This window comes from Pseudooctadecabacter sp., from assembly GCF_965657175.1.
Taxonomy (GTDB): domain Bacteria; phylum Pseudomonadota; class Alphaproteobacteria; order Rhodobacterales; family Rhodobacteraceae; genus Octadecabacter.
In genome coordinates, this window is sequence record NZ_CBFHNH010000017.1 from 42,321 (window position 1) to 61,841 (window position 19,521).

Genomic DNA, 19,521 nt, shown 5'->3' on the forward strand with positions numbered 1-19,521 from the left:
ATTTGGCCTAGTTCAAGCGGCCCATATGGGCGGCGACATCGGCCATGCGCACGGAAAAGCCCCATTCGTTGTCATACCACGCCAGCACGCGCACGGTTTTGCCGCCGATCACTTTGGTCTGGTCGGGGGCGAAGATGGACGAATGCGGAGTATGGTTGAAATCGATGCTGACCTTGGGGTCGGGGTCATAAGACATGACCATGCCCATGTGGCCCGCGCAGGCCTCGGCCACGACGGCGTTGACGTCTGCGACGGTGACGGATTTGGCCGCCTCAAACGTCAGATCCACGGCGGAGACGTTGGGCGTGGGCACCCGCAAGGCGGTGCCGTCTAGGCGACCTTCCATTTCAGGCAGCACCAGTGACAGCGCCTTGGCGGCCCCCGTCGAGGTGGGGATCATCGCCATGGCCGCAGCCCGCGCGCGGTAGAGATCAGAATGGCGGCGGTCCAGCGTGGGCTGGTCGCCGGTGTAGCTGTGGATGGTCGTCATCAGCCCGCGTTCGATGCCGATCGCATCGTTGAGGACCTTGACCAAGGGGGCGAGGCAGTTGGTTGTGCAGGACCCGTTGGACACCATACGGTCGCGGGCCTCAAGATCGCGGTGGTTGACGCCGTAGACGATCGTGCGGTCGACGTTTGTGGCAGGCGCAGAGATCAGGACCTTGCCTGCGCCGCGTTCTAAATGCACGCTGGATTTTTCGCCGTCGTTGAATTTGCCGGTGCATTCGAGGACGACATCACAGCCCTCCCAATCCAGCTCTGTCGGGTCATAGGTGGACATCACGTCGATGGGTCCACGGCCAAGGTCCAGCTTGCCGTCATTGACCGTAATCTCACCGGGGAAGCGGCCATGGACACTGTCATACCGCAGCAGGTGGGCGTTGGTTTCTACGGGACCCGTGGCGTTGATTTTGACCACTTGAACGTCATTGCGCGCGGCCTCTGCGATGTGGGACAGGGTGCAGCGGCCGATCCGGCCAAATCCGTTGATGCCGATGGTGACGGTCATGGTAGTCTCCTTTGGTCAGTTGGGGTGTTTGTAGGCGGTATGCCGTTGTGGACCAAGGGAAGGTGAATAGGTTTCAATATGTTAGCGGTAATGGTTGCGCTCACATCTTAGGTTTGCGCTAACGCTTCGCGCGCGGTTGCGCTAACGGTTGGGCGTGGGACACGAAAAGGGGCGCAGATGGAGAATCGGTGGGACGCGGCATTGGTCGCAACAGCGCGGATGTTGATTGCGGTGCTGTTTGTAGGCGGGGCGGTGCAAAAGGTGCAAGACGCAGCGCCGGCCATGGCGTTGCTGGCGGACCGCGGACTGCCTGAGGTGCTGGTCTGGCCCGCGATGGTGTTCAATGGCGTCATCGGGGTGGCCTTGATCGCAGGCTGGCAGCTGCGCACAGTGGCACTGGCGGCAGGGGTCTACAGCGCCGCCACCAGCCTGTTTCATTTGCAACCGGATGACCCGTGGCAGATGACGATCTTTGTGAAAAACTGGGCGATTGCCGGGGGCTGTCTGGCCTTGGCTGTCTGCGGGGGCTTGCGTGGCCGTGCCTAAGGGCTAGGTTGCGGCGCAAGACGTAAGGAGAATGACATGAGCGGATTGATTGCCCTTTTGGACGACGTGGTCGCCCTGACGCGGATTGCAGCGGCTTCGGTCGATGATGTGGCAGGCATGGCGGCGAAGGCGGGCACCAAGGCCGCAGGCGTGGTGATTGATGATGCCGCCGTAACGCCCAAATATGTCACCGGCCTTGATCCCAAGCGCGAATTGCCGATCATCTGGAAAATCGCACGGGCGTCGTTTTTCAACAAACTGTTGATTTTGCTGCCCGTGGCCATGGTGCTGCAGGCCTTTGCGCCGATTGTGTTGATTTTCCTTTTGATGCTGGGCGGCCTTTATCTGTGCTTCGAGGGGGCCGAAAAGGTCTGGCACGTGTTGGCCCCGCACAAGGACAATCACGTCAACAAAGAAGAGGTCAAAGACCCCGCCCATCTGGAAGAAACCCGTGTGCGCGGGGCGATCAAGACGGATTTCATCCTCTCGGCTGAGATCATGACGATCACCCTCAATGAGATCACCAGCAACTTCCCCGATGCGTCGATCTGGCTGCAGGGTATGGCGCTGGCCGTTGTTGCGGTGCTGGTCACTGTCGTGGTTTACGGCGCTGTCGCTTTGATCGTGAAGGCCGATGATACAGGGCTGTGGATGGCCGCCAACGGGCGCACAGGGCTGACACGGTCGCTGGGCACCGGTCTGGTGAAGGCGATGCCGTATTTCCTGATTTTGCTGTCCTTTGTGGGGACTTTGGCGATGCTTTGGGTTGGCGGGTCCATTCTGGTGAACGAATTGCATTACCTAGGCGTAGACTGGCCCTATGCGCCGATCAAAGCGGCGGCGGCCGGGTTTACGGGTTTTGTGGCCTGGGCGATCACCGCCGGATTGGACGGTATTTTCGGGCTGATCATCGGGTTGGCCCTGATCCCGATGGTGACGAAAATCCTCAAGCCATTGTTTGGCGGCAAGAAAGCCGCAGCACACTGACCTAGAACGCGCCTTGGCGTTGTTGCAATGACTGTAGGGTGTAGACGGGGCGGATGCTTGCGTCGCCTGTGTCGCGGTATTGCGGGTCGCTGATCACGCAGCCGCGCCCGCACAGCTGCCGTGTGGTGCGGGTTTGGACGTCCACCAACCAGACACGCCCGCCGGGGGTGGACACATAGCCGTCCATCCCGAACTGGAAATCCGACAGCAGATCAAGGGTGGAGGGGACTTCGTTGTCATATCCCTGATCGAAGGCCCCATGGGTATGATAGCTGGCAATGATGCCGCGCCCGCGTTCGGGCACAGGCATTTCGCAACTGGCAAAGGTGCCACGGCGGGGCTGGGTTGCCTCTAGCTGACCGCCAGCGTTCCTAAAGATATAGCCGCAATATTCCGCCCGATCACGGATGGACGCCGCTTGGATCGTGTTCAGAAAATTTCGCGCAAACTGATCCACCACAGGTCCCGAAGGCGCATTGGGCGCCACCACTGAAAAGCCCCCCGACACCGGCTGGCCCACGCCGGGCTTGGTGATGGTAGGTGTGCCGCCGTCCGCGCAGGCGGACAGAAAAAGGACGCCGGCAAGGGCCGCTGTGAAGGATTTGATCATGGGGCCCTCTGGGTGTTGAGACGCAAACAGTAGCAGATTGCGGGTGAGGGGCAATGGAACGCAAAACGCGCGCCTTGGGGGCCCAAGACGCGCGTTTGAAAGCATGTATCGGCGGGGTTAGCCCAGCAGATCGCGGACCTTTTGGGCCGTGGCCTCGGCGGTGATGCCGAACTTTTCAAACAAAGTGGGGGCAGGGGCGGAGGCACCAAAGCTGTCCATGCCCACAAAACCGGCCTTGGTTTCGCGGCCACGTTCGCCCAGCAGCCATTTGTCCCAGCCAAGCCGCACGCCCGCCTCAACCGCGACGCGGACCGGACCACCGGGCAGCACACGCTTGCGGATCTTCTCATCCTGGGCTTCGAACAATTCCCAGCAGGGCATGGACACCACGCGGGTGCCGATCCCTTCGGCCTCAAGAATGGCGCGGGCCTCCATGGCGACACTGACCTCAGAGCCGGAGGCCATCAGGATCGCCTGACGTTTGCCTGCGTCAGCATCGGCCAGAACATAGGCACCTTGGGCGGTCATGTTCTTGGTCTTATGGTCCGTGCGCACGACAGGCAGGCCCTGACGGGACAGGCACAAAACGGACGGTGTTTTCTTGTCGGTCAGCGCCAGTTCCCACGCTTCTGCAACCTCAACCGTGTCCGCAGGGCGGAAGACGTTGGTGTTGGGCGTGGCGCGCAGCATGGCCAGATGTTCGACCGGCTGGTGGGTCGGGCCGTCTTCGCCCAGACCGATGCTGTCGTGGGTCATGACGTAGACGGTCGGGACCTCCATCAATGCGGACAAACGCATGGCACCGCGCGCATAGTCGGTGAAACACATGAACGTGCCACCATAGGGGCGGATGCCGCCATGAAGGACCATGCCGTTCATCGCTGCGGCCATGCCGTGTTCACGGATGCCGTAGTGGATGTAGCGACCGGCGCGGTTGTCCGGCGTGTGCACGCCCAAATCAGCGGTTTTGGTGTTGTTGGATCCGGTGAGGTCGGCCGATCCGCCAACGGTTTCGGACATGATCGGGTTGATGACCTCCAACACGGCTTCGGATGAAGACCGGGTGGCTGTTTTCTTGGCCGCCTCAGACGCCTGCTTTTTGAAAGCCTTGATCGTGGCCGACAATTTCTTGGGGGCATCTAGCGCGAAGGCACGGTTGAAATCGTCCTGCTTGGCTTTGCTCAACTTGGCAAAACGGGCTTCCCAATCGGCGCGGGCGGCTGCACCGCGTGCGCCAAACGCTTCCCATTGGGATTTAATGTCTGCGGGGATTTCAAACGGGCCCCAATCGGCGCCATAGGCTTTCTTGGCGGCCTCAAGCTGTTCTGGATCGGTCAGCGCGCCGTGGCCTTTGGACGTGTCCTGTGCTGCGTGGCCCAATGCGATGTGGGTCTTGCAGTTGATCATCGTCGGGCGGCCTGTTTCGGCCTTGGCCGCAACAATCGCTTCGTCAATCGCGACCGGATCGTGGCCGTCAATTTCCAGCACATGCCAACCGGAGGCTTCGAACCGTGCGGACTGGTCGGTGATGTCAGCCATATCCACTGTGCCGTCGATGGTGATGTTGTTGTTGTCAAAGAACACGATCAGGTGGCCCAGCTTTTGCATGCCCGCACGGCCGATCGCCTCTTGGCTGACGCCTTCCATCAGGCAGCCGTCGCCGGCCATGACATAGGTGTGGTGGTTGATTACGGTCTTGCCGAAGCGCGCGCGCAGGATTTCTTCGGCCAGTGCGAAGCCCACGGAATTGGCGATGCCTTGGCCAAGGGGACCTGTTGTCGTCTCAACCCCTTCAAGGTGGCCATATTCAGGGTGACCCGCCGTCCGCGCACCCCATTGGCGGAAATCCTTAAGCTGCTGAAGCGTCGCCTGTTCGTAGCCTGTCAGGTGCAGCAGGGAATAAATCAGCATGGACCCGTGACCTGCCGACAGTATGAACCGGTCGCGGTCGGGCCAGTGCGGGGCCTTGGGGTCAAAATTCAGGTGCTTTTCAAACAGGACAGTGGCCACATCGGCCATTCCCATGGGCATGCCGGAGTGGCCCGAGTTGGCCGCAGCCACGGCATCAAGTGTCAATGTGCGGATCGCGGCGGCGCGCATCCAATGTTCGGGGTGGGCTGAACGAAGGGCTTGGATGTCCACGGGCATGATCCTTTATTTGACGAGAATTGTGTTGGATGCGTCATATCAGGGCAGGGTCCAAGATCAAGGATGGTGTGCCTTTACATGAAGGCTTTGCTGTAAGGTTCTGTTCGGGCGTGATTTTCGGCGTTTGCGGGACCCCATTCGTTTCATTAGGCTTTTGGAAAGCGGGCGCGATTCGATCAAGCAGCCCGATGGCAGCGGCCTCTTGGCGGATAACACGCATGGTTTGGGGGGCTGGAAAGGACAGGCGGATGAGTGAACTTCCCGAATTAGAGGCCCGGATTGCGGCAGCTTTGGCACGGATCAAAGTGGGTTTGCAGGGGCTGGATGCCCCAGCCGAGGCCGCGGCACCGGTCGAAGACGAGGCCGAGGCGCAGGCCACTGTGGCGGACCTGACGGCCAAGCTGGATGAAGAACAGACAGCCAATGCCCAGCTGGAAGAACGTGTGAAGCTGCTGAAAGAACGGCAAGACGGCAAACTGGCGGAGTTGGAGGCCAGCGTCGAAGCGGCCCGTGCCCGTGCGGCCCGCATGGACCGTGAATTGCAACGTCTGCGCCAGACCAATGCAGAACTGCGCGACAACAACAGCCAGTTGCGCGATGCAGTGGCCAAAGGCGTGAGTGAGCCGCATCTGGTCAACAAAGCCATGATGGCCGAACTGGACGCCCTGCGCGCCACTCGGTCCGCCGACGCCGCCGAAATGGACGCGATCTTGGAGGAATTGACACCGATCATCGAAAAGGAGGCCAGCGATGCCACAAGTTGAGATCAAGATCGGAGGCCGGTCCTTTGAAGTCGCCTGCCAAGAGGGCGAGGAACAGTTCCTGATGACCGCCGCGGCCATGTTGGACGTCGAAGCATCATCGCTGAGCACGCAGATCGGGCGGATGCCTGAAAGCCGGATGTTGTTGATGGCGGGTCTGTTGCTGGCGGACCGCACGGCAGGGCTTGAGGATAAGGTGCGCGAAGCCGAGGGCCGTCTGGCCCAAGCGCAGGCCCAGCTGGAGGCCGCTGGATCGGGCGATGTGGCCCCTGATCGGGTCGAGGTCGAAGTGCCCGTCGTGCCCGCCCAAACCATCGAAGCCTTGCAGGCCATCGCAGCCGAGGCCGAGGCTTTGGCTGAAACGGTCGAAGCCAAAGCAGGCTAGAACCGCCTTTTAGAGTACAAAAAAGCGCCCTGTCCTAATGAAGGCGGGGCGCTTTTTGTTTTTGTGACAGCCGTTTAGGCGTTGGCTTCGCGAATTTTATTGGCCGCGTCTTTGTCGTAGGTCACGCCGTTTTCATCCAAAAGCGTGTCGAGTTCACCCGATAGGGTCATTTCCGTGATGATGTCACAGCCACCCACAAATTCGCCTTTGACGTAAAGCTGCGGGATGGTGGGCCAGTCGGAATAGTCCTTGATGCCCTGCCGGATGTCTTCATCGGCCAGCACGTTCACGTCCTGAAATTCGACGCCCATGAAGTTGAGAACACCGGCCACGCGGCTTGAGAACCCGCATTGCGGCATGGATTTTGTGCCCTTCATGAACAGCACAACATCGTTGTTGGTCACTGTCTCTTTGATTTGGGTCTCTGCTGTCATCGGTTCGTCCTTTTTCGTGCTTTGGCGGGCATCATCGCCCGTGCGTGATCTTTTGGGTTGCGGCTGACGCGGTAGACGCGGCTGGCATCGGCATTGCCGGGGCCAAAGACATGGCGTTCACCGGCGTAAAGCAGTTGTTCATCGTCTCCGGGTTCCGTCCCGCGTTTGGGCATCAGCCCCGCATGTTTGCGCTGTTCATGGCGGATCAGCCCCCAAATGCCAAGGGCCAGAAGGGCGGCTGCGAGGAACGGCAGAACGGTCAGAACCTCAGCTGGGGTGATGCAGCTGAGAAGGGCCGGATCGCAGGAGGGAGCGGTTTGTTCCATGTCTTAGCGCCGGTTGTGATCGATGGATCGCGTAACGGCTTTCATGTCGGTTTCTTCCATGCCGAGTTTTTTGGCGTCTTTTGGCGTGGGGCGCATATGGCTGAGGGGGCGGCGATAGCGCGAGGCCAGCAAGTCGTCGGCCAGAATGGCCGCCACCAGCGCAAGGCCGCCTATGGTCAGCCAGCCGAGCATTATTCAGGCGCCTTGGTGGTCAGCGCCAGTGCGTGCAATTCGCCATGGGAGCCGTCCATTTTGCCTTTGAGGGCCGCGTAGACCGCACGTTGTTGCTGCACGCGGTTTTTGCCTTTGAAGCTGGGGTCCGTGACGGAGGCTGCGAAATGCTGGCCGTCGTCGCCCTGAACTTGGATGTCGCCTTCAGGGAAGGCGTCGCGCAAAAGGGTTTCGATTTCATGGGCGGTGATGGGCATGGGGGCGGGGGCTCCGGTTCTTGTTTGATTGAATGTAGGAGGGGGGAGGGCCGTGGGCAAGTCTGTCGCGGTCACGCGGGGGCGTCCCTGCGGGGCGGTCGGCAAAAATTCCACGAATTTTTGCGGCGCGGTGCGGGTTGTAACCCCGTGCAAGGCGGGGTGCCATTTGGGTATCGGCCCTCCGGGGGGAGTTTTTTGGGCCAGATGAAGGAGGGCGATGAAAACACCCCCGCTGGTGATTTTAGGCAAACGTGTCTGCGAAGGTGCCGCGGTATTTCGCCTGAAGGTCTTCGAGAGGGGCGGAGGCGCTGCCCATGGTCACATCCGTGCCGCCGAATTTGCCCACGGTCTGGACGGCAACGCCGGCTTGGGCGGCGGCTGTCATCAGGGCCTCGGCCTTGTCGAAGTTGCAGGCGATCAGATAGCGGGCCTGATCTTCGCCAAAGAGTGTCGGCGTGTCGGCGGTGTCAAGGGTGACACCGGTGTCGGCCGCTTCGGCCATCTCGAACGCGGCAAGGGCCAGACCGCCATCGCTGAGGTCGGTGCAGGCATCGATCCACTGGCGGTTGGCGCGGATGAAGTCGCCGTTGCGCTTTTCGGCGTCGAGGTCCACCGCAGGCGCATCGCCTTCTTCGCGGTTGAAGACTTCGGCGAGTAGGGCAGATTGGCCCAGATGGCCGGTTGTGTCGCCGATCAGCAAAGCCACGTGACCGTCGCGGGCGGTGCCGAGGATCATCTCATCTTCGGAGGCGAGCAGCCCCACGGCGCCGATGGTGGGCGTGGGCAGGATGGCGGTGCCGTCGGTTTCATTATAAAGCGATACGTTGCCCGACACGATGGGCATGTCGAGCGCTTTGACCGCTTTGCCGATGCCTTTGATGGCGCCCACAAATTGGCCCATGATTTCGGGCTTTTCAGGGTTGCCGAAGTTCATGTTGTCGGTGGTGGCCAGCGGGGTGGCGCCCACGGCGGTCAGGTTGCGGTAGGCTTCGGCCACCGCTTGTGCGCCGCCCATTTCGGGGTTGGCTTTGACATAACGAGGCGTCACGTCGGAGGTGAAGGCCACGGCCTTGCCGGTGCCGTGCACCCGCACGATGCCAGCCCCTTGGCCGGGTTGGCGAATGGTGTCGGCCATGACTTGGCTGTCGTATTGTTCATAGACCCACTGTTTGGCCGCATAATTGGGGGAGGACAGCAGCGCCTTGAGGCCGTCAATGGGATCAATCCCCGGCACATCTGAAAGCGGGTCGGCGGCGGGTGTTTCCACCCATGGGCGATCATATTCGGGGGCGGAGCCTGAGAGCGTGGCCAGCGGCAGGTCTGCCTTCACTTCGCCGTTGTGCAAGATCAAGAAGCGGTCTTCGGCAATGGTTTCACCCACGATGGCAAAGTCGAGGTCCCATTTGGTGAAGACGGCGCGGGCCTCGGCCTCAAGCTCAGGCTTCAGGACCATCAGCATGCGTTCCTGGCTTTCAGACAACATCATCTCATAGGCGGTCATGTTCTCTTCGCGCTGGGGCACGTCTTCGAGGTTGAGTTTGACGCCAAGGCCGCCCTTGTCGCCCATTTCAACCGCGGAGCAGGTGAGGCCAGCGGCGCCCATATCCTGGATGGAGATCACGGCACCGGTGGCCATGAGTTCCAGCGTCGCCTCCATCAGGCGCTTTTCAGTGAACGGGTCGCCCACTTGCACAGTGGGGCGTTTGTCCTCAATCGTGTCGTCAAATTCGGCCGAGGCCATGGTAGCCCCGCCCACGCCGTCGCGGCCGGTTTTGGCACCCAGATAGACGACCGGCATGCCGACGCCGGAGGCGGCGGAGTAGAAGATTTTGTCGGTGTCAGCGAGGCCAGCGGCAAAGGCGTTCACAAGGCAGTTGCCGTTGTAGGCGGGATGGAAGCGGACTTCGCCTCCCACGGTGGGCACGCCAAAGCAGTTGCCGTAGCCGCCCACGCCTTCGACGACGCCGTGGACCAAGGTTCGCGTTTTGTGGTGGTCGGGTTCACCAAAAGACAAGGAGTTCATGGCAGCGATAGGACGCGCGCCCATGGTAAAGACATCGCGCAGGATGCCACCAACGCCGGTGGCCGCACCTTGGTAGGGTTCGATGTATGACGGGTGGTTGTGGCTTTCCATTTTGAAGACGATGCACTGGCCGTCACCAATGTCGACGATGCCTGCGTTTTCACCGGGGCCGCAAATGACTTGGGGGCCTTCCGTGGGCAGGGTGCGGAGCCATTTTTTGGAGGATTTGTAGGAACAATGTTCGTTCCACATGGCGGAGAAGATGCCCAGTTCGGTGAAGGTCGGCTCACGCCCGATAATCTCTAGGATGCGGTCGTATTCGTCAGGGGACAAGCCGTGGGCTGAGATCAAGTCTTGGGTGATGGCTGGTTCTTGCATGACGGTCCCCTCAAATGCGTTGCGCGACGTGTATGCCAAGGGCGCGCGGGGTTCAACGGGGGAGGTGGCGTTGAACGCGTGCCTCCTATGGGGGGCAATGATCCTGAGGGAGAGCCGAGGGAATTAATATTTATGCGGCGATAGAAAGAATGGTGGGAGTGAGCCGTTTTTGTTGCGTGCTGCCCATTGAACGAATGTCTGGTTCCTTTCCCAGCATGGTCCTGTTTCTAGACCATTTTCGGTGCCCTTTAGACTATTGTAGGTCTCCTTTCGATGTTATGCAGCGGCACTAGCAGGACGGAAATTTGGGGATGGGATATCATGCAGTGCTCGGAGCCGGTGGGGCGATCGGTCGTGCAACCCTTGAAGCCATTGCTGCGAACGGCCTTGATGGAAAAGCGCTGACGCGGGCCGATGCCGATGCGATGGATGCCGATGCCTTGGAGCGCGTCCTGAGAGACGTTGACGTCGTTTATCACTGCGTCGGGCTGCCGTACGATTCCGATCTCTGGACGAGGGGATTTCCGGCGATCTCTCGGGCTTTGGTCACCGCTTGTGAGAAAACAGGGACCAGGATTGTTTATCTCGATAACGTCTATCTCTACGGGCTGGCACCACTCCCCGTGCCATTTGATGAGGCCACGTCGCGCCAGCCGCCTTCGCGAAAAGGTGCGGCGCGCAAGGCCGCGGTCGAGATCGTGATGGAGGCGCATCGTGCCGGTCGCGTGCGGGCAACCGTCGGGCGGGCTGCGGATTTCTACGGCCCGGGCGCAGTGAATTCGCCTTTCTACATCAGCTTTCTTGAAAACATGCTGCGCGGCAAGCGGCCTCAAGTCGCGATGCCTGAGGGTCCACAACACACCTATGCCTATACCGGAGACATCGGCCGCGCATTGGTGACACCCGCGCTGGATGATGCGGCATATGGTGAAGAATTTCATCTTCCTGTCGGGCCAGCCGTTCGCGTGTCAGACATGGCGGCGCTCTTTAACGAACAGCTCGGGACCTCCCACAAGGTCGCACATGTGCCTGATGTGATCTTGCGCGGTCTGTCACTGTTCAAGCCGCTGATCCGGGAGGTTCATGAAATGAACTACCAATACAAGAGCGACTCCATTATGTCAGACGACAAGTTTCGGAAGCGATTTCCTGACTTCGCGCCGACTTCGTACCGCGACGGCGTTGCCGCAATGATCGGGCATTTCCAGTCCTGACCCGCGCGGCGGACCGGCCGCGTCATTGGCGTCTTTTTTCGAACGAAAGTGGCGGTTTCTAACTGCGGTCGCAGGCGCATCCCTGAAAGGCTAAAAAAGAAAAGCCGGGCACAAGGCCCGGCAAAGTCCAACAGGGAGGTATAAAGCGAACGCGTCGCCTCATACATGATGACATAATGGGCTGCCGCGTTTCGATCAAGGAATATACACCAGATGTTGTGCAAACCCGCTATGCGTGTGGCACATGGGTCGCGACGGTCAGTTGATCAAAGTCCGTCAATTTACACCCAAAGCGAGTGTTGCGCACGCTTGTCCGGTGGGGGTTCTGCGGCTAGTGTTTAACAAAGACAAAACGGCTGGCAAGGCCGGACAATGGCAAAGGGCAGAGCATGGCGAAACTGGATATGAACGACGGGTCGATCCTGTCCAGCTTAGGTCAAGAAGCCGCTTTGCTGGACACATCCACCCCCAACCTGTTCTATTTCTGGGACAATCTGGACACGCTGTCAGACCGCTTTCACGACAACATCCGCTTCGCGATGGACGCCTATCCCGATTGGACCTTTGCGTTGATGACGGATGATTTCGGCCGTGACCTGTTGGCGCGCGACTGGCCCGAGATCGCGGCGGCCTATGATGATATTTGGATTCCCGCCTGCCGGTCGGACATCGTGCGCATGGCTGCACTTTATGCTTATGGCGGCTGGTATATTGATGCAGACACGCTGCCCGTGGGCGATTTGCGCCCCCTGACGGGCGATAAGCCTGTGATCGTGTTCCGCGACAACCGCCGCCGGCTGATCAAACGGGGCGATGTGATGAACGGGTTTTTGTATATGCCGCCCAAGTCGCCCTTGGCCAAAGCGATGATGGAAGGCACTGCGCGCAACCTGCGCGACAAGACGGACGTCTATCAGGTAATGGAATTCGCGGGCCCCTATATGTTGGCCCGTCTGATCAAGGAAATGGGTGAGGACAGCGTCGTGAAGCTGTGGCAAAGCCGCGTTTACAAACGCTACAACACCGAACTGGTGGGGGATGAGCCGCTGTTCGAACACACCGTGGATGACAGCGCATCATCGTGGCGGATCATCCAGAATTTCGGGGTTATGCGGGGGCTGGAGCCCAACTGGGACGGATTTCCACCCGAGTTGCGGCCCCGTTTCGTTCACGTGTTGCGGCGGTTTGTGAATGCCCATGATATGCACGCGCAACTGGTCGAATTGGGCCACCAGAAGCCGCTTTACATGAACCGTCCGGGCTTCGTGAAACTTTACGAAGAGTGTCAGGCCAAGATCGCCTAACCTGCAGCAGCGTCGCGGATGCTTTTGCGGTGGGCGATGATTTCGTCCTGTACGAAATCGCGGAAGGCCATGATGCGTTTGGATTGACGCAGTTCTTCCGGATAGGCGAGGAACACAGGCACTTCGCCGCTTTCCAGATCGGGCAAGACGCGCACGAGGGCAGGGAAGTCTTCGATCACGTAATCAGGCAGCACGCCAATGCCGAGGTTGCTGAGAACGCCCTGCAACACCCCGAAATAGTTGTTCATGTGCAAAAGGCGCGGTTTGTCATAGCTGAGTAGATGTTGCGTCAACGTGGCCCCGGCTGAGACCTGAAACGCGCTGGGGGCCTGACAGATCAGGCGGTGCTGGCCGATGTCTTCGATCTGATCAAGGGTGCCTGCGGCGTCCAGATACTCTTGCGAGGCATAAAGGCGCATGCGCACGGACATCAGTTTCTTGCGGATAAGGTCCGCTTGAGACGGCTCTTTCATGCGGATGGCGACGTCTGCTTCGCGCATGGGCAGGTCCAACACCCGTTCTTCAAGCATCAGGTCGATGTTGAGATCGGGGTATTTTTCATAAAGCGCGGGTAGCCGTGGGGCGAGCCAGAGGGTCCCGAATCCGGTCGTTGTCGTGACCTTCAACTCGCCAAAGACCTCCTCTGCGCTGTCCTTGATCCGCGCTGAGGCGGCATCCAGACGGCGGGACATGGATTTGGTGGCGTCAAACAACAGCTCACCCTGTTCGGTGAGTATCAGACCACGGGCGTGGCGGTGAAACAGCACGGTGGACAGTGATTCCTCAAGCGCGCGAATTTGGCGGGACACGGCCGATTGGGACAAATGCAGGATGTCGCCCGCATGGGTCAATGACCCGGCAGCAGCCACCGCATGAAAGATTCGTAACTTATCCCAGTCCATCGGATAGCCTTGTTGCATCTGATACCGCTCACATTTTTAGGGTCGTTGCGCGGCCTTTATGTCTGTTTCAGTTCGTGATGTCAGGCCAAAATTGTCTTGGTAGGTCAGAATTGTTGACCTAAGATGGGTTAAACTCGCGACGTCAAGCAATGGGAGGTGCTTTATGACCCGTCAGGATATTTCGCTGAACGATCGGTTCGATCTGACCAAAAATCAGGTGCTTTTGAACGGCACGCAGGCACTGGTGCGGTTGATGTTGATGCAAAAGGCCCGCGATGAAGCGGCGGGTCTGAACACAGCCGGTTACGTGACGGGCTATCGCGGATCACCTTTGGGGGCCGTGGACATGCAGATGGAGAGGGCAGCGAAACCTCTGGCAGCGGCGGATGTGAAATTCCAACCCGGTTTGAACGAGGATCTGGCGGCGACGGCCCTGTGGGGCACCCAGCAGGCCGAAATGCGCGGGGAAGGCACCCATGATGGTGTTTTTGGTTTGTGGTACGGCAAGGGGCCAGGCGTGGACCGGTCCGGTGATGTGATGCGGCATGCCAATATGGCGGGCACATCGCCCCATGGGGGTGTGGTCATGGCCATGGGTGATGATCACACGGGCGAAAGTTCCACCACCTTGCACCAATCCGATTGGGCCATGGTCGATGCCTATATGCCGATCGTGTCGCCCGCTGGTGTGCAAGAAGTTCTGGATATGGGCCTTTATGCCTATGCGCTGTCGCGGTTTGCAGGTGTTTGGGTGGGGCTGAAGAACATGAAAGACACCATTGAGGTCACATCCGTGGTGGAGGGTGACCCGCACCGTTTGTCCTTTGTAGACCCTGAGTTTGAGATGCCCGAGGACGGGCTGCACATCCGTGTCGTGGACACGCCCGTCGCACAAGAAGCGCGGATGATTGATCACAAACGCTTCGCCGCTGAGGCTTTTGCCCGCGCCAACGGGATCGATAAAATCGTCTGGCCCAAACAGGGCGCCAAGATCGGGTTTGTCGCGGCGGGCAAGAACTGGCTCGACCTCAACCATGCGCTGTCCTTGCTGGGCGTGGATGAGGCCGAGGCCGCGCGGCTGGGCATCACCACCTACAAAGTGGGGCAGGTCTGGCCGCTGGATGCCACCAGTTTTCACGACTGGGCTGCCGATCTGGATTTGATCGTGGTGGTCGAAGAAAAGCGCAAGTTGATCGAAGTGCAGATCAAGGAAGCCATTTTTGACGACCGAGGCGGTCGGCGGGTTTATGGCTGGCATAAGGGTGACAGTTGGGAAAATGGCCGGCAGGTTGAATTGTTCCCGACACGCTATGCCCTTGATCCTGTGTGGATCGCCGAAAAACTGGGCGCGATCCTGATCGAAGAGGGCTGCGGCACCGACGCGATTGAGGGCGGGCTGGCCAAGCTGGCCGAGGCCAAACGCGCCGACAACGCTGAAGAAATCGCGGCCCGGTTGCCCTATTTCTGTTCCGGCTGTCCGCACAATTCCTCAACCCGCGTGCCCGAGGGTGATCGCGCCTATGCCGGCATCGGCTGTCACTACATGGTTCAATGGATGGACCGTGACACGATCGGGTCCACACAAATGGGCGGCGAAGGGGCCAATTGGGTGGGCGAGGCGCCGTTTTCCACCCGCGATCATGTGTTTCAGAATTTGGGCGACGGGACGTACAACCACTCCGGCGTGCAGGCCATTCGCTTTGCGATGATGGCGGGGACGAACATCACCTACAAAGTGCTGTACAACGACGCGGTCGCTATGACCGGCGGGCAGGGCAATGACGGCGGGCTGACTGCCGACCAAATCTGCCGTGAGGTGTTGGCCATGGGCGTGCAAAACGTCCATCTGGTGCATGATCCCAAAGAGGGTTTGGATTTGTCGAAAATTCCTGCCGCCGTGTCGATTGCCACCCGTGACCGGCTGGATGACGTTCAAAAAAAGATGAGCAAGATCAAGGGCGTATCGGTCCTTGTTTATGTTCAAACCTGTGCCGCCGAAAAGCGCCGTCGCCGCAAGCGCGGCCAGTTTCCCGACCCTGACAAACGGGTGTTTATCAACACCGACGTCTGTGAAGGCTGCGGCGATTGCGGGGTGCAATCAAATTGCGTGTCCATCGTGCCCGTTGAAACGGAACTGGGCCGCAAGCGGGCGATTGACCAGTCGTCGTGCAACAAGGACTTTTCCTGCGTCAACGGGTTTTGCCCGTCCTTTGTGACCGTCGAAGGGGCGGTGATGAAAAAGGCAGCCACCACCGCAGTAGAGGTGCCGGACCTGCCGGACCCTGTTTTGCCGACCATTCAAGGCACCCATAACGTCGTGATCACCGGGGTGGGCGGCACGGGTGTTGTAACCATCGGCGCGGTGCTCGCCATGGCCGCCCACGTGGACGGCAAGGCCGCCGGTATGATGGAAATGGCAGGGCTGGCGCAGAAGGGTGGCGCGGTGCACATCCATTGCCGCTTGGCTGAGAACGCAAGCGATATCAATGCGATCCGTGTATCTACAGGGGAATGTGACACGTTGATCGGCGGGGATTTGGTCGTCTCTGCCGGGGCCAAAACGCTGGGTCTGATGACCACGGGTCGCACCAAAGGCGTGGTCAACGCCCATGAGATTATCACCGGCGATTTCACGCGGGACACGGAATTCAAACTGCCCGCAGACCGGCTGGCGCTGACGCTGCAGGCGCGCCTTAAGAATGGATTGATGATGTTTGACGCGTCCGATCTGGCCCGCGCGCTGATGGGGGATGCGATCTATTCCAACATGATGATCTTCGGCGCGGCATGGCAGCAAGGCGCTGTCCCTGTGTCGCGTGATGCGATCTTGCGCGCGATTGAACTGAACGGCACAGCAGTTGAGCGCAACAAACAGGCGTTTGAATATGGCCGGTGGGCGGTGGCGTATCCTGATCAGGCAGCTTCGGTCCTGAACCCTGTGGTGGTTGAAAAGCCCAAAACTCTGGACGAAAAAATCGCCTTCCGCGTCGACCATCTGACCCAGTATCAAGATGCGGACTACGCCAAACGGTACAGCGATTTTGTGGCGTCGTTTGACAATGACCTGCGGGAACCTGTGGCCTTGGGATATCATAAGCTGTTGTCCTACAAAGACGAATATGAGGTCGCACGGCTGTTGGTGGACACGCGCGCCAAGGCGGCGGCCGAATTTGATGGTGATCTGAAACTGACCCACCATTTGGCCCCGCCGATGATTTCCCCCATGGGGGCAAACGGGCGACCGCGCAAATTTGCCATGCCCAAACTGACCGCGCGGCTGTTCCCGCTGTTGGCGCGCCTGAAACGGCTGCGCGGCACGCGGTGGGATGTCTTTGGACGCACGGATGAACGCCGGATGGAACGGGCGCTGATCGCGGAGTATGAGGCCGACATGACCGAGGTGCTGCGCATTATGCGCCCAGATACCGCCCATGCCGCGATTGCTCTGGCGCGCTTACCGCTGGATATCCGTGGCTTTGGTCCGGTGAAGCTGGCCAACGCAGCCAAAGCGGCCAAACGGCGGGAGGAGTTGTTGGCCGTACTACGGGCACCGCAAACCCGTGCGGCAGCGGAGTAATCTGACTGTTACATCCGCTGGATATTCTTCAAGGGACCGCGTAAATGACGCGCAGCCCGAGGACTACCATGACGACACGCCAGATCGCCCGCGATATTTCCTACGCCCATTCTGGGGCAAGCCGCCGCGCGCGGGCGGTCATTCGGGTGATGGAGAATTCTACCGGCCGCTTGCGTTTGATCCGCAAAGCCAAAGGCTATGATGCCGAAGTCGCGGAGGGTGCGGATTTCTGGGCCGTCATGTGCGACCGTTTTAAGCTGCGCCTGAATGTCGTTGGCGGATCGTTGGATCATATTCCCACCGAGGGGCCGTTGATTTTGGTGGCGAACCATCCGTACGGCATTCTGGACGGGCTGATGCTGGGGCGCATTTTGTCGGACCGTCGGGGTGGCGATTTCAGGATCCTCGCCAATTCGGTGTTTCGCAAATCCGCTGATCTGGATCGCGTTATCCTGCCGATTTCGTTTGATGACACCAAAGAAGCCGCAAAGATCAACCTTGAGACACGGCGCGAGGCGCTGCGGTATCTGACCGACGGCGGGGCCATGGGGGTGTTTCCGGGCGGCACGGTCAGCACCTCGGCCCGGGCGTTTTCAACGCCGCTGGACCCGCAGTGGCGTAATTTCACAGCCAAAATGGTGTCCAAAAGTGGTGCTACGGTTGTGCCTGTCTTCTTTGACGGGTCCAACAGCCGTCTGTTCCAGCTGGCCAGCCAAGTGTCGAAGACCTTGCGCATGGGCCTGCTGATCCGCGAATTTCGCGCGCGCGTCGGGTCTAATGTGAATATCGTCATCGGCAAGCCCATTCCGCAGGCGGAACTGGACGCCCATAAATCCGACCCCAAAAGCTGCATGGATTTCCTGCGCAAAGCCACTTATGACTTGTCGCCAAAGCCGATAAAAACGACTGGGTTGGGCCGGGAGTTTGAGGCGCGGTATAAAAGGACAGGTTAGATCAACATGGCAGTGGGTATTTTCGATAGCGGTTTGGGCGGATTGACCGTGCTGGATGCTGTGCAAAAGCGCCTGCCGGATGTGCCGTTTGTCTACTACGCCGACAGCGCCCATGCGCCCTACGGCGTGCGCACGGCCGATGATATTTATGACCTGACGACCAAGGCCACACAGGCGTTGTTTGATGCGGGCTGTGATCTGGTCATTTTGGCCTGTAACACGGCCTCCGCCGCTGCACTGCGCCGCATGCAAGAGGGCTGGGTGCCTGAGGGCAAGCGCGTCCTGGGTGTATTCGTACCTTTGATTGAGGCGCTGACGGAACGGTCGTGGGGCGACAATTCCCCCCCGCGCGAAGTCGGTGTGAAACATGTGGCCTTGTTTGCGACACCTGCGACGGTGGCATCACGGGCCTTCCAGCGGGAACTGGCGTTCCGTGCGGTGGGCGTGGACGTCGAGGCGCAGGCCTGCGGCGGCGTTGTGGATGCCATAGAAGACGGCGATATGATTCTGGCCGATGCACTGGTGCGGTCCCATGTGGATGCGTTGAAGCGCAAGATGCCGAACCCCGATGCGGCGATCTTGGGCTGCACGCATTATCCGCTGATGCAGGCGCAGTTCCAGGACGCTTTGGGCGCCGACGTAAAAGTATATTCGCAGGCCAATCTGGTGGCTGAAAGCCTTGCTGATTATTTGGACCGGCGGCCTGAGATGGCGGGGGCGGGGGCGTCGAAGTTCCTGACGTCCGGTGACCCACGACAGGTCAGCCAACGGGCTGTGCAGTTCTTGCGACGAGAAATCACATTTGAAGCGGCTTAATTTCGTGTGATTTGGACAAGCTCCTAAAATTCCGGAATTTTAGGGCAAGGAGACTGAAATGACTTACAAAATCGCCATTCTGGGCGCCTCTGGCTATACGGGCGCGGAACTTGTGCGGCTGATCGCGGGTCACCCGTCGATGGAGGTGGCAGCCCTGTCGGGCAATTCCAAAGCGGGCATGACGATGGCCCAAGTGTTCCCGCATTTGCGCCATCTGGACCTGCCGGTGTTGACCACCATCGAGGATATGGATTTCACCAATATCGATCTGGCGTTCTGCGCTTTGCCGCACAAAACCAGCCAAGAGGTGATCGCCAAACTGCCGCGTGATTTGAAGATCGTGGACCTCAGCGCGGATTTCCGGCTGCGCGATGTGGCGGCCTATAAAAAGTGGTACGGCAATCCCCATGCAGCGCCCGATTTGCAAAAGGAGGCGGTCTACGGCCTGACCGAGTTTTACCGCGATGAGATCGCGGCGGCACGGTTGGTTGCCGGCACGGGCTGCAATGCGGCGACAGGGCAATTTGCCCTGCGTCCGCTGATTGCGGCGGGGGTCATTGATCTCGATGAGATCATTCTTGATCTGGCCTGTGCAGTGTCCGGGGCGGGGCGGTCGCTTAAGGAAAATCTGCTGCATGCGGAATTGTCCGAGGGGGCCCACGCCTATGCAGTGGGCGGCACGCACCGGCATTTGGGCGAATTCGATCAGGAATTTTCGGC

General features: G+C 59.7%; 18 protein-coding genes and 1 pseudogene. 10 read left to right on the forward strand and 9 right to left on the reverse strand.

Going from position 1 to position 19,521, the window contains the following annotated elements; all coding sequences use genetic code 11:
* Positions 1-7: 7 nt before the first annotated feature.
* A complete protein-coding gene (gene gap, locus ACTG36_RS13175) occupies positions 8-1,009 on the reverse strand; it encodes a type I glyceraldehyde-3-phosphate dehydrogenase (protein WP_375281414.1) in 1,002 nt (333 codons plus the stop codon).
* 177 nt (positions 1,010-1,186) lie between these two features.
* On the opposite strand from gap, the gene ACTG36_RS13180 reads away from it, so the two are divergent.
* Both ACTG36_RS13180 and ACTG36_RS13185 read left to right on the forward strand, forming a co-directional pair.
* Entirely contained in the window at positions 1,187-1,555 is a 369-nt protein-coding gene (locus ACTG36_RS13180) for a DoxX family protein (RefSeq protein ID WP_375281415.1), read from the forward strand.
* A gap of 36 nt (positions 1,556-1,591) precedes the next feature.
* A complete protein-coding gene (locus tag ACTG36_RS13185; protein WP_439142572.1) occupies positions 1,592-2,542 on the forward strand; it encodes a DUF808 domain-containing protein in 951 nt (316 codons plus the stop codon).
* A gap of 1 nt (position 2,543) precedes the next feature.
* Here ACTG36_RS13185 and ACTG36_RS13190 read toward each other — a convergent pair whose 3' ends face one another.
* Entirely contained in the window at positions 2,544-3,152 is a 609-nt protein-coding gene (locus ACTG36_RS13190; RefSeq protein WP_439142574.1) for a DUF4329 domain-containing protein, read from the reverse strand.
* Between the two features lie 117 nt (positions 3,153-3,269).
* The gene (tkt, locus tag ACTG36_RS13195) at positions 3,270-5,294 is read right to left on the reverse strand and encodes a transketolase (protein ID WP_439142583.1); all 2,025 of its coding nucleotides are present in this window, start codon (positions 5,292-5,294) and stop codon (positions 3,270-3,272) included.
* 254 nt (positions 5,295-5,548) lie between these two features.
* On the opposite strand from tkt, the gene ACTG36_RS13200 reads away from it, so the two are divergent.
* Complete coding sequence (locus ACTG36_RS13200; RefSeq protein WP_375281418.1) at positions 5,549-6,064, forward strand: hypothetical protein; 516 nt, start codon at positions 5,549-5,551, stop codon at positions 6,062-6,064.
* Positions 6,051-6,446 (forward strand): cell division protein ZapA, encoded by a 396-nt coding sequence (locus ACTG36_RS13205; RefSeq protein ID WP_375281419.1) that lies wholly within the window; start codon positions 6,051-6,053, stop codon positions 6,444-6,446. Before ACTG36_RS13200 ends, ACTG36_RS13205 begins: the two co-directional genes overlap by 14 nt.
* Positions 6,447-6,520: 74 nt before the next feature.
* Here ACTG36_RS13205 and grxD read toward each other — a convergent pair whose 3' ends face one another.
* From grxD to purL, 5 genes are all read right to left on the reverse strand, one after another.
* A complete protein-coding gene (gene grxD / locus ACTG36_RS13210) occupies positions 6,521-6,880 on the reverse strand; it encodes a Grx4 family monothiol glutaredoxin (RefSeq protein ID WP_375281420.1) in 360 nt (119 codons plus the stop codon).
* Complete coding sequence (locus ACTG36_RS13215) at positions 6,877-7,206, reverse strand: hypothetical protein (RefSeq protein ID WP_375281421.1); 330 nt, start codon at positions 7,204-7,206, stop codon at positions 6,877-6,879. The genes grxD and ACTG36_RS13215 overlap by 4 nt, the downstream gene beginning before the upstream one ends.
* Positions 7,207-7,209: 3 nt before the next feature.
* Positions 7,210-7,398 carry a hypothetical protein gene (locus tag ACTG36_RS13220; protein WP_375281422.1) on the reverse strand — a complete coding sequence of 63 codons (189 nt, stop codon included), beginning with the start codon at positions 7,396-7,398 and terminating at the stop codon, positions 7,210-7,212.
* Complete coding sequence (locus ACTG36_RS13225) at positions 7,398-7,634, reverse strand: BolA/IbaG family iron-sulfur metabolism protein (protein ID WP_296417605.1); 237 nt, start codon at positions 7,632-7,634, stop codon at positions 7,398-7,400. Before ACTG36_RS13225 ends, ACTG36_RS13220 begins: the two co-directional genes overlap by 1 nt.
* Before the next feature lie 241 nt (positions 7,635-7,875).
* Positions 7,876-10,035: a phosphoribosylformylglycinamidine synthase subunit PurL gene (gene purL, locus ACTG36_RS13230; protein ID WP_375281423.1), complete on the reverse strand. Its 2,160-nt coding sequence runs from the start codon at positions 10,033-10,035 to the stop codon at positions 7,876-7,878.
* Between the two features lie 311 nt (positions 10,036-10,346).
* Here purL and ACTG36_RS13235 point away from each other — a divergent pair, with 311 nt between their 5' ends.
* Together ACTG36_RS13235 and ACTG36_RS13240 are read left to right on the forward strand one after the other, a co-directional pair.
* Positions 10,347-11,249, forward strand: a complete 903-nt coding sequence (locus ACTG36_RS13235; RefSeq protein ID WP_375281424.1) for an NAD-dependent epimerase/dehydratase family protein — start codon at positions 10,347-10,349, stop codon at positions 11,247-11,249.
* Between the two features lie 389 nt (positions 11,250-11,638).
* On the forward strand, positions 11,639-12,553 hold the full coding sequence (locus ACTG36_RS13240) for a glycosyltransferase family 32 protein (RefSeq protein ID WP_375281425.1): 915 nt from the start codon (positions 11,639-11,641) through the stop codon (positions 12,551-12,553).
* Here ACTG36_RS13240 and ACTG36_RS13245 read toward each other — a convergent pair.
* The gene (locus tag ACTG36_RS13245) at positions 12,550-13,455 is read right to left on the reverse strand and encodes a LysR family transcriptional regulator (protein ID WP_375281426.1); all 906 of its coding nucleotides are present in this window, start codon (positions 13,453-13,455) and stop codon (positions 12,550-12,552) included. The two genes, ACTG36_RS13240 and ACTG36_RS13245, sit on opposite strands and share 4 nt — an antisense overlap.
* Positions 13,456-13,618: 163 nt before the next feature.
* On the opposite strand from ACTG36_RS13245, the gene ACTG36_RS13250 reads away from it, so the two are divergent.
* The 4 genes and pseudogenes from ACTG36_RS13250 to argC all read left to right on the forward strand — a co-directional run.
* Entirely contained in the window at positions 13,619-17,032 is a 3,414-nt protein-coding gene (locus tag ACTG36_RS13250) for an indolepyruvate ferredoxin oxidoreductase family protein (RefSeq protein WP_439142579.1), read from the forward strand.
* 68 nt (positions 17,033-17,100) lie between these two features.
* Positions 17,101-17,985, forward strand: coding sequence for a lysophospholipid acyltransferase family protein (locus tag ACTG36_RS13255; RefSeq protein WP_375281428.1), 885 nt, complete (start codon positions 17,101-17,103; stop codon positions 17,983-17,985).
* A gap of 6 nt (positions 17,986-17,991) precedes the next feature.
* Positions 17,992-18,801, forward strand: a complete 810-nt coding sequence (gene murI / locus ACTG36_RS13260; protein WP_375281429.1) for a glutamate racemase — start codon at positions 17,992-17,994, stop codon at positions 18,799-18,801.
* 58 nt (positions 18,802-18,859) lie between these two features.
* Positions 18,860-19,521: pseudogene (argC, locus tag ACTG36_RS13265) on the forward strand (N-acetyl-gamma-glutamyl-phosphate reductase); the annotation flags it as partial.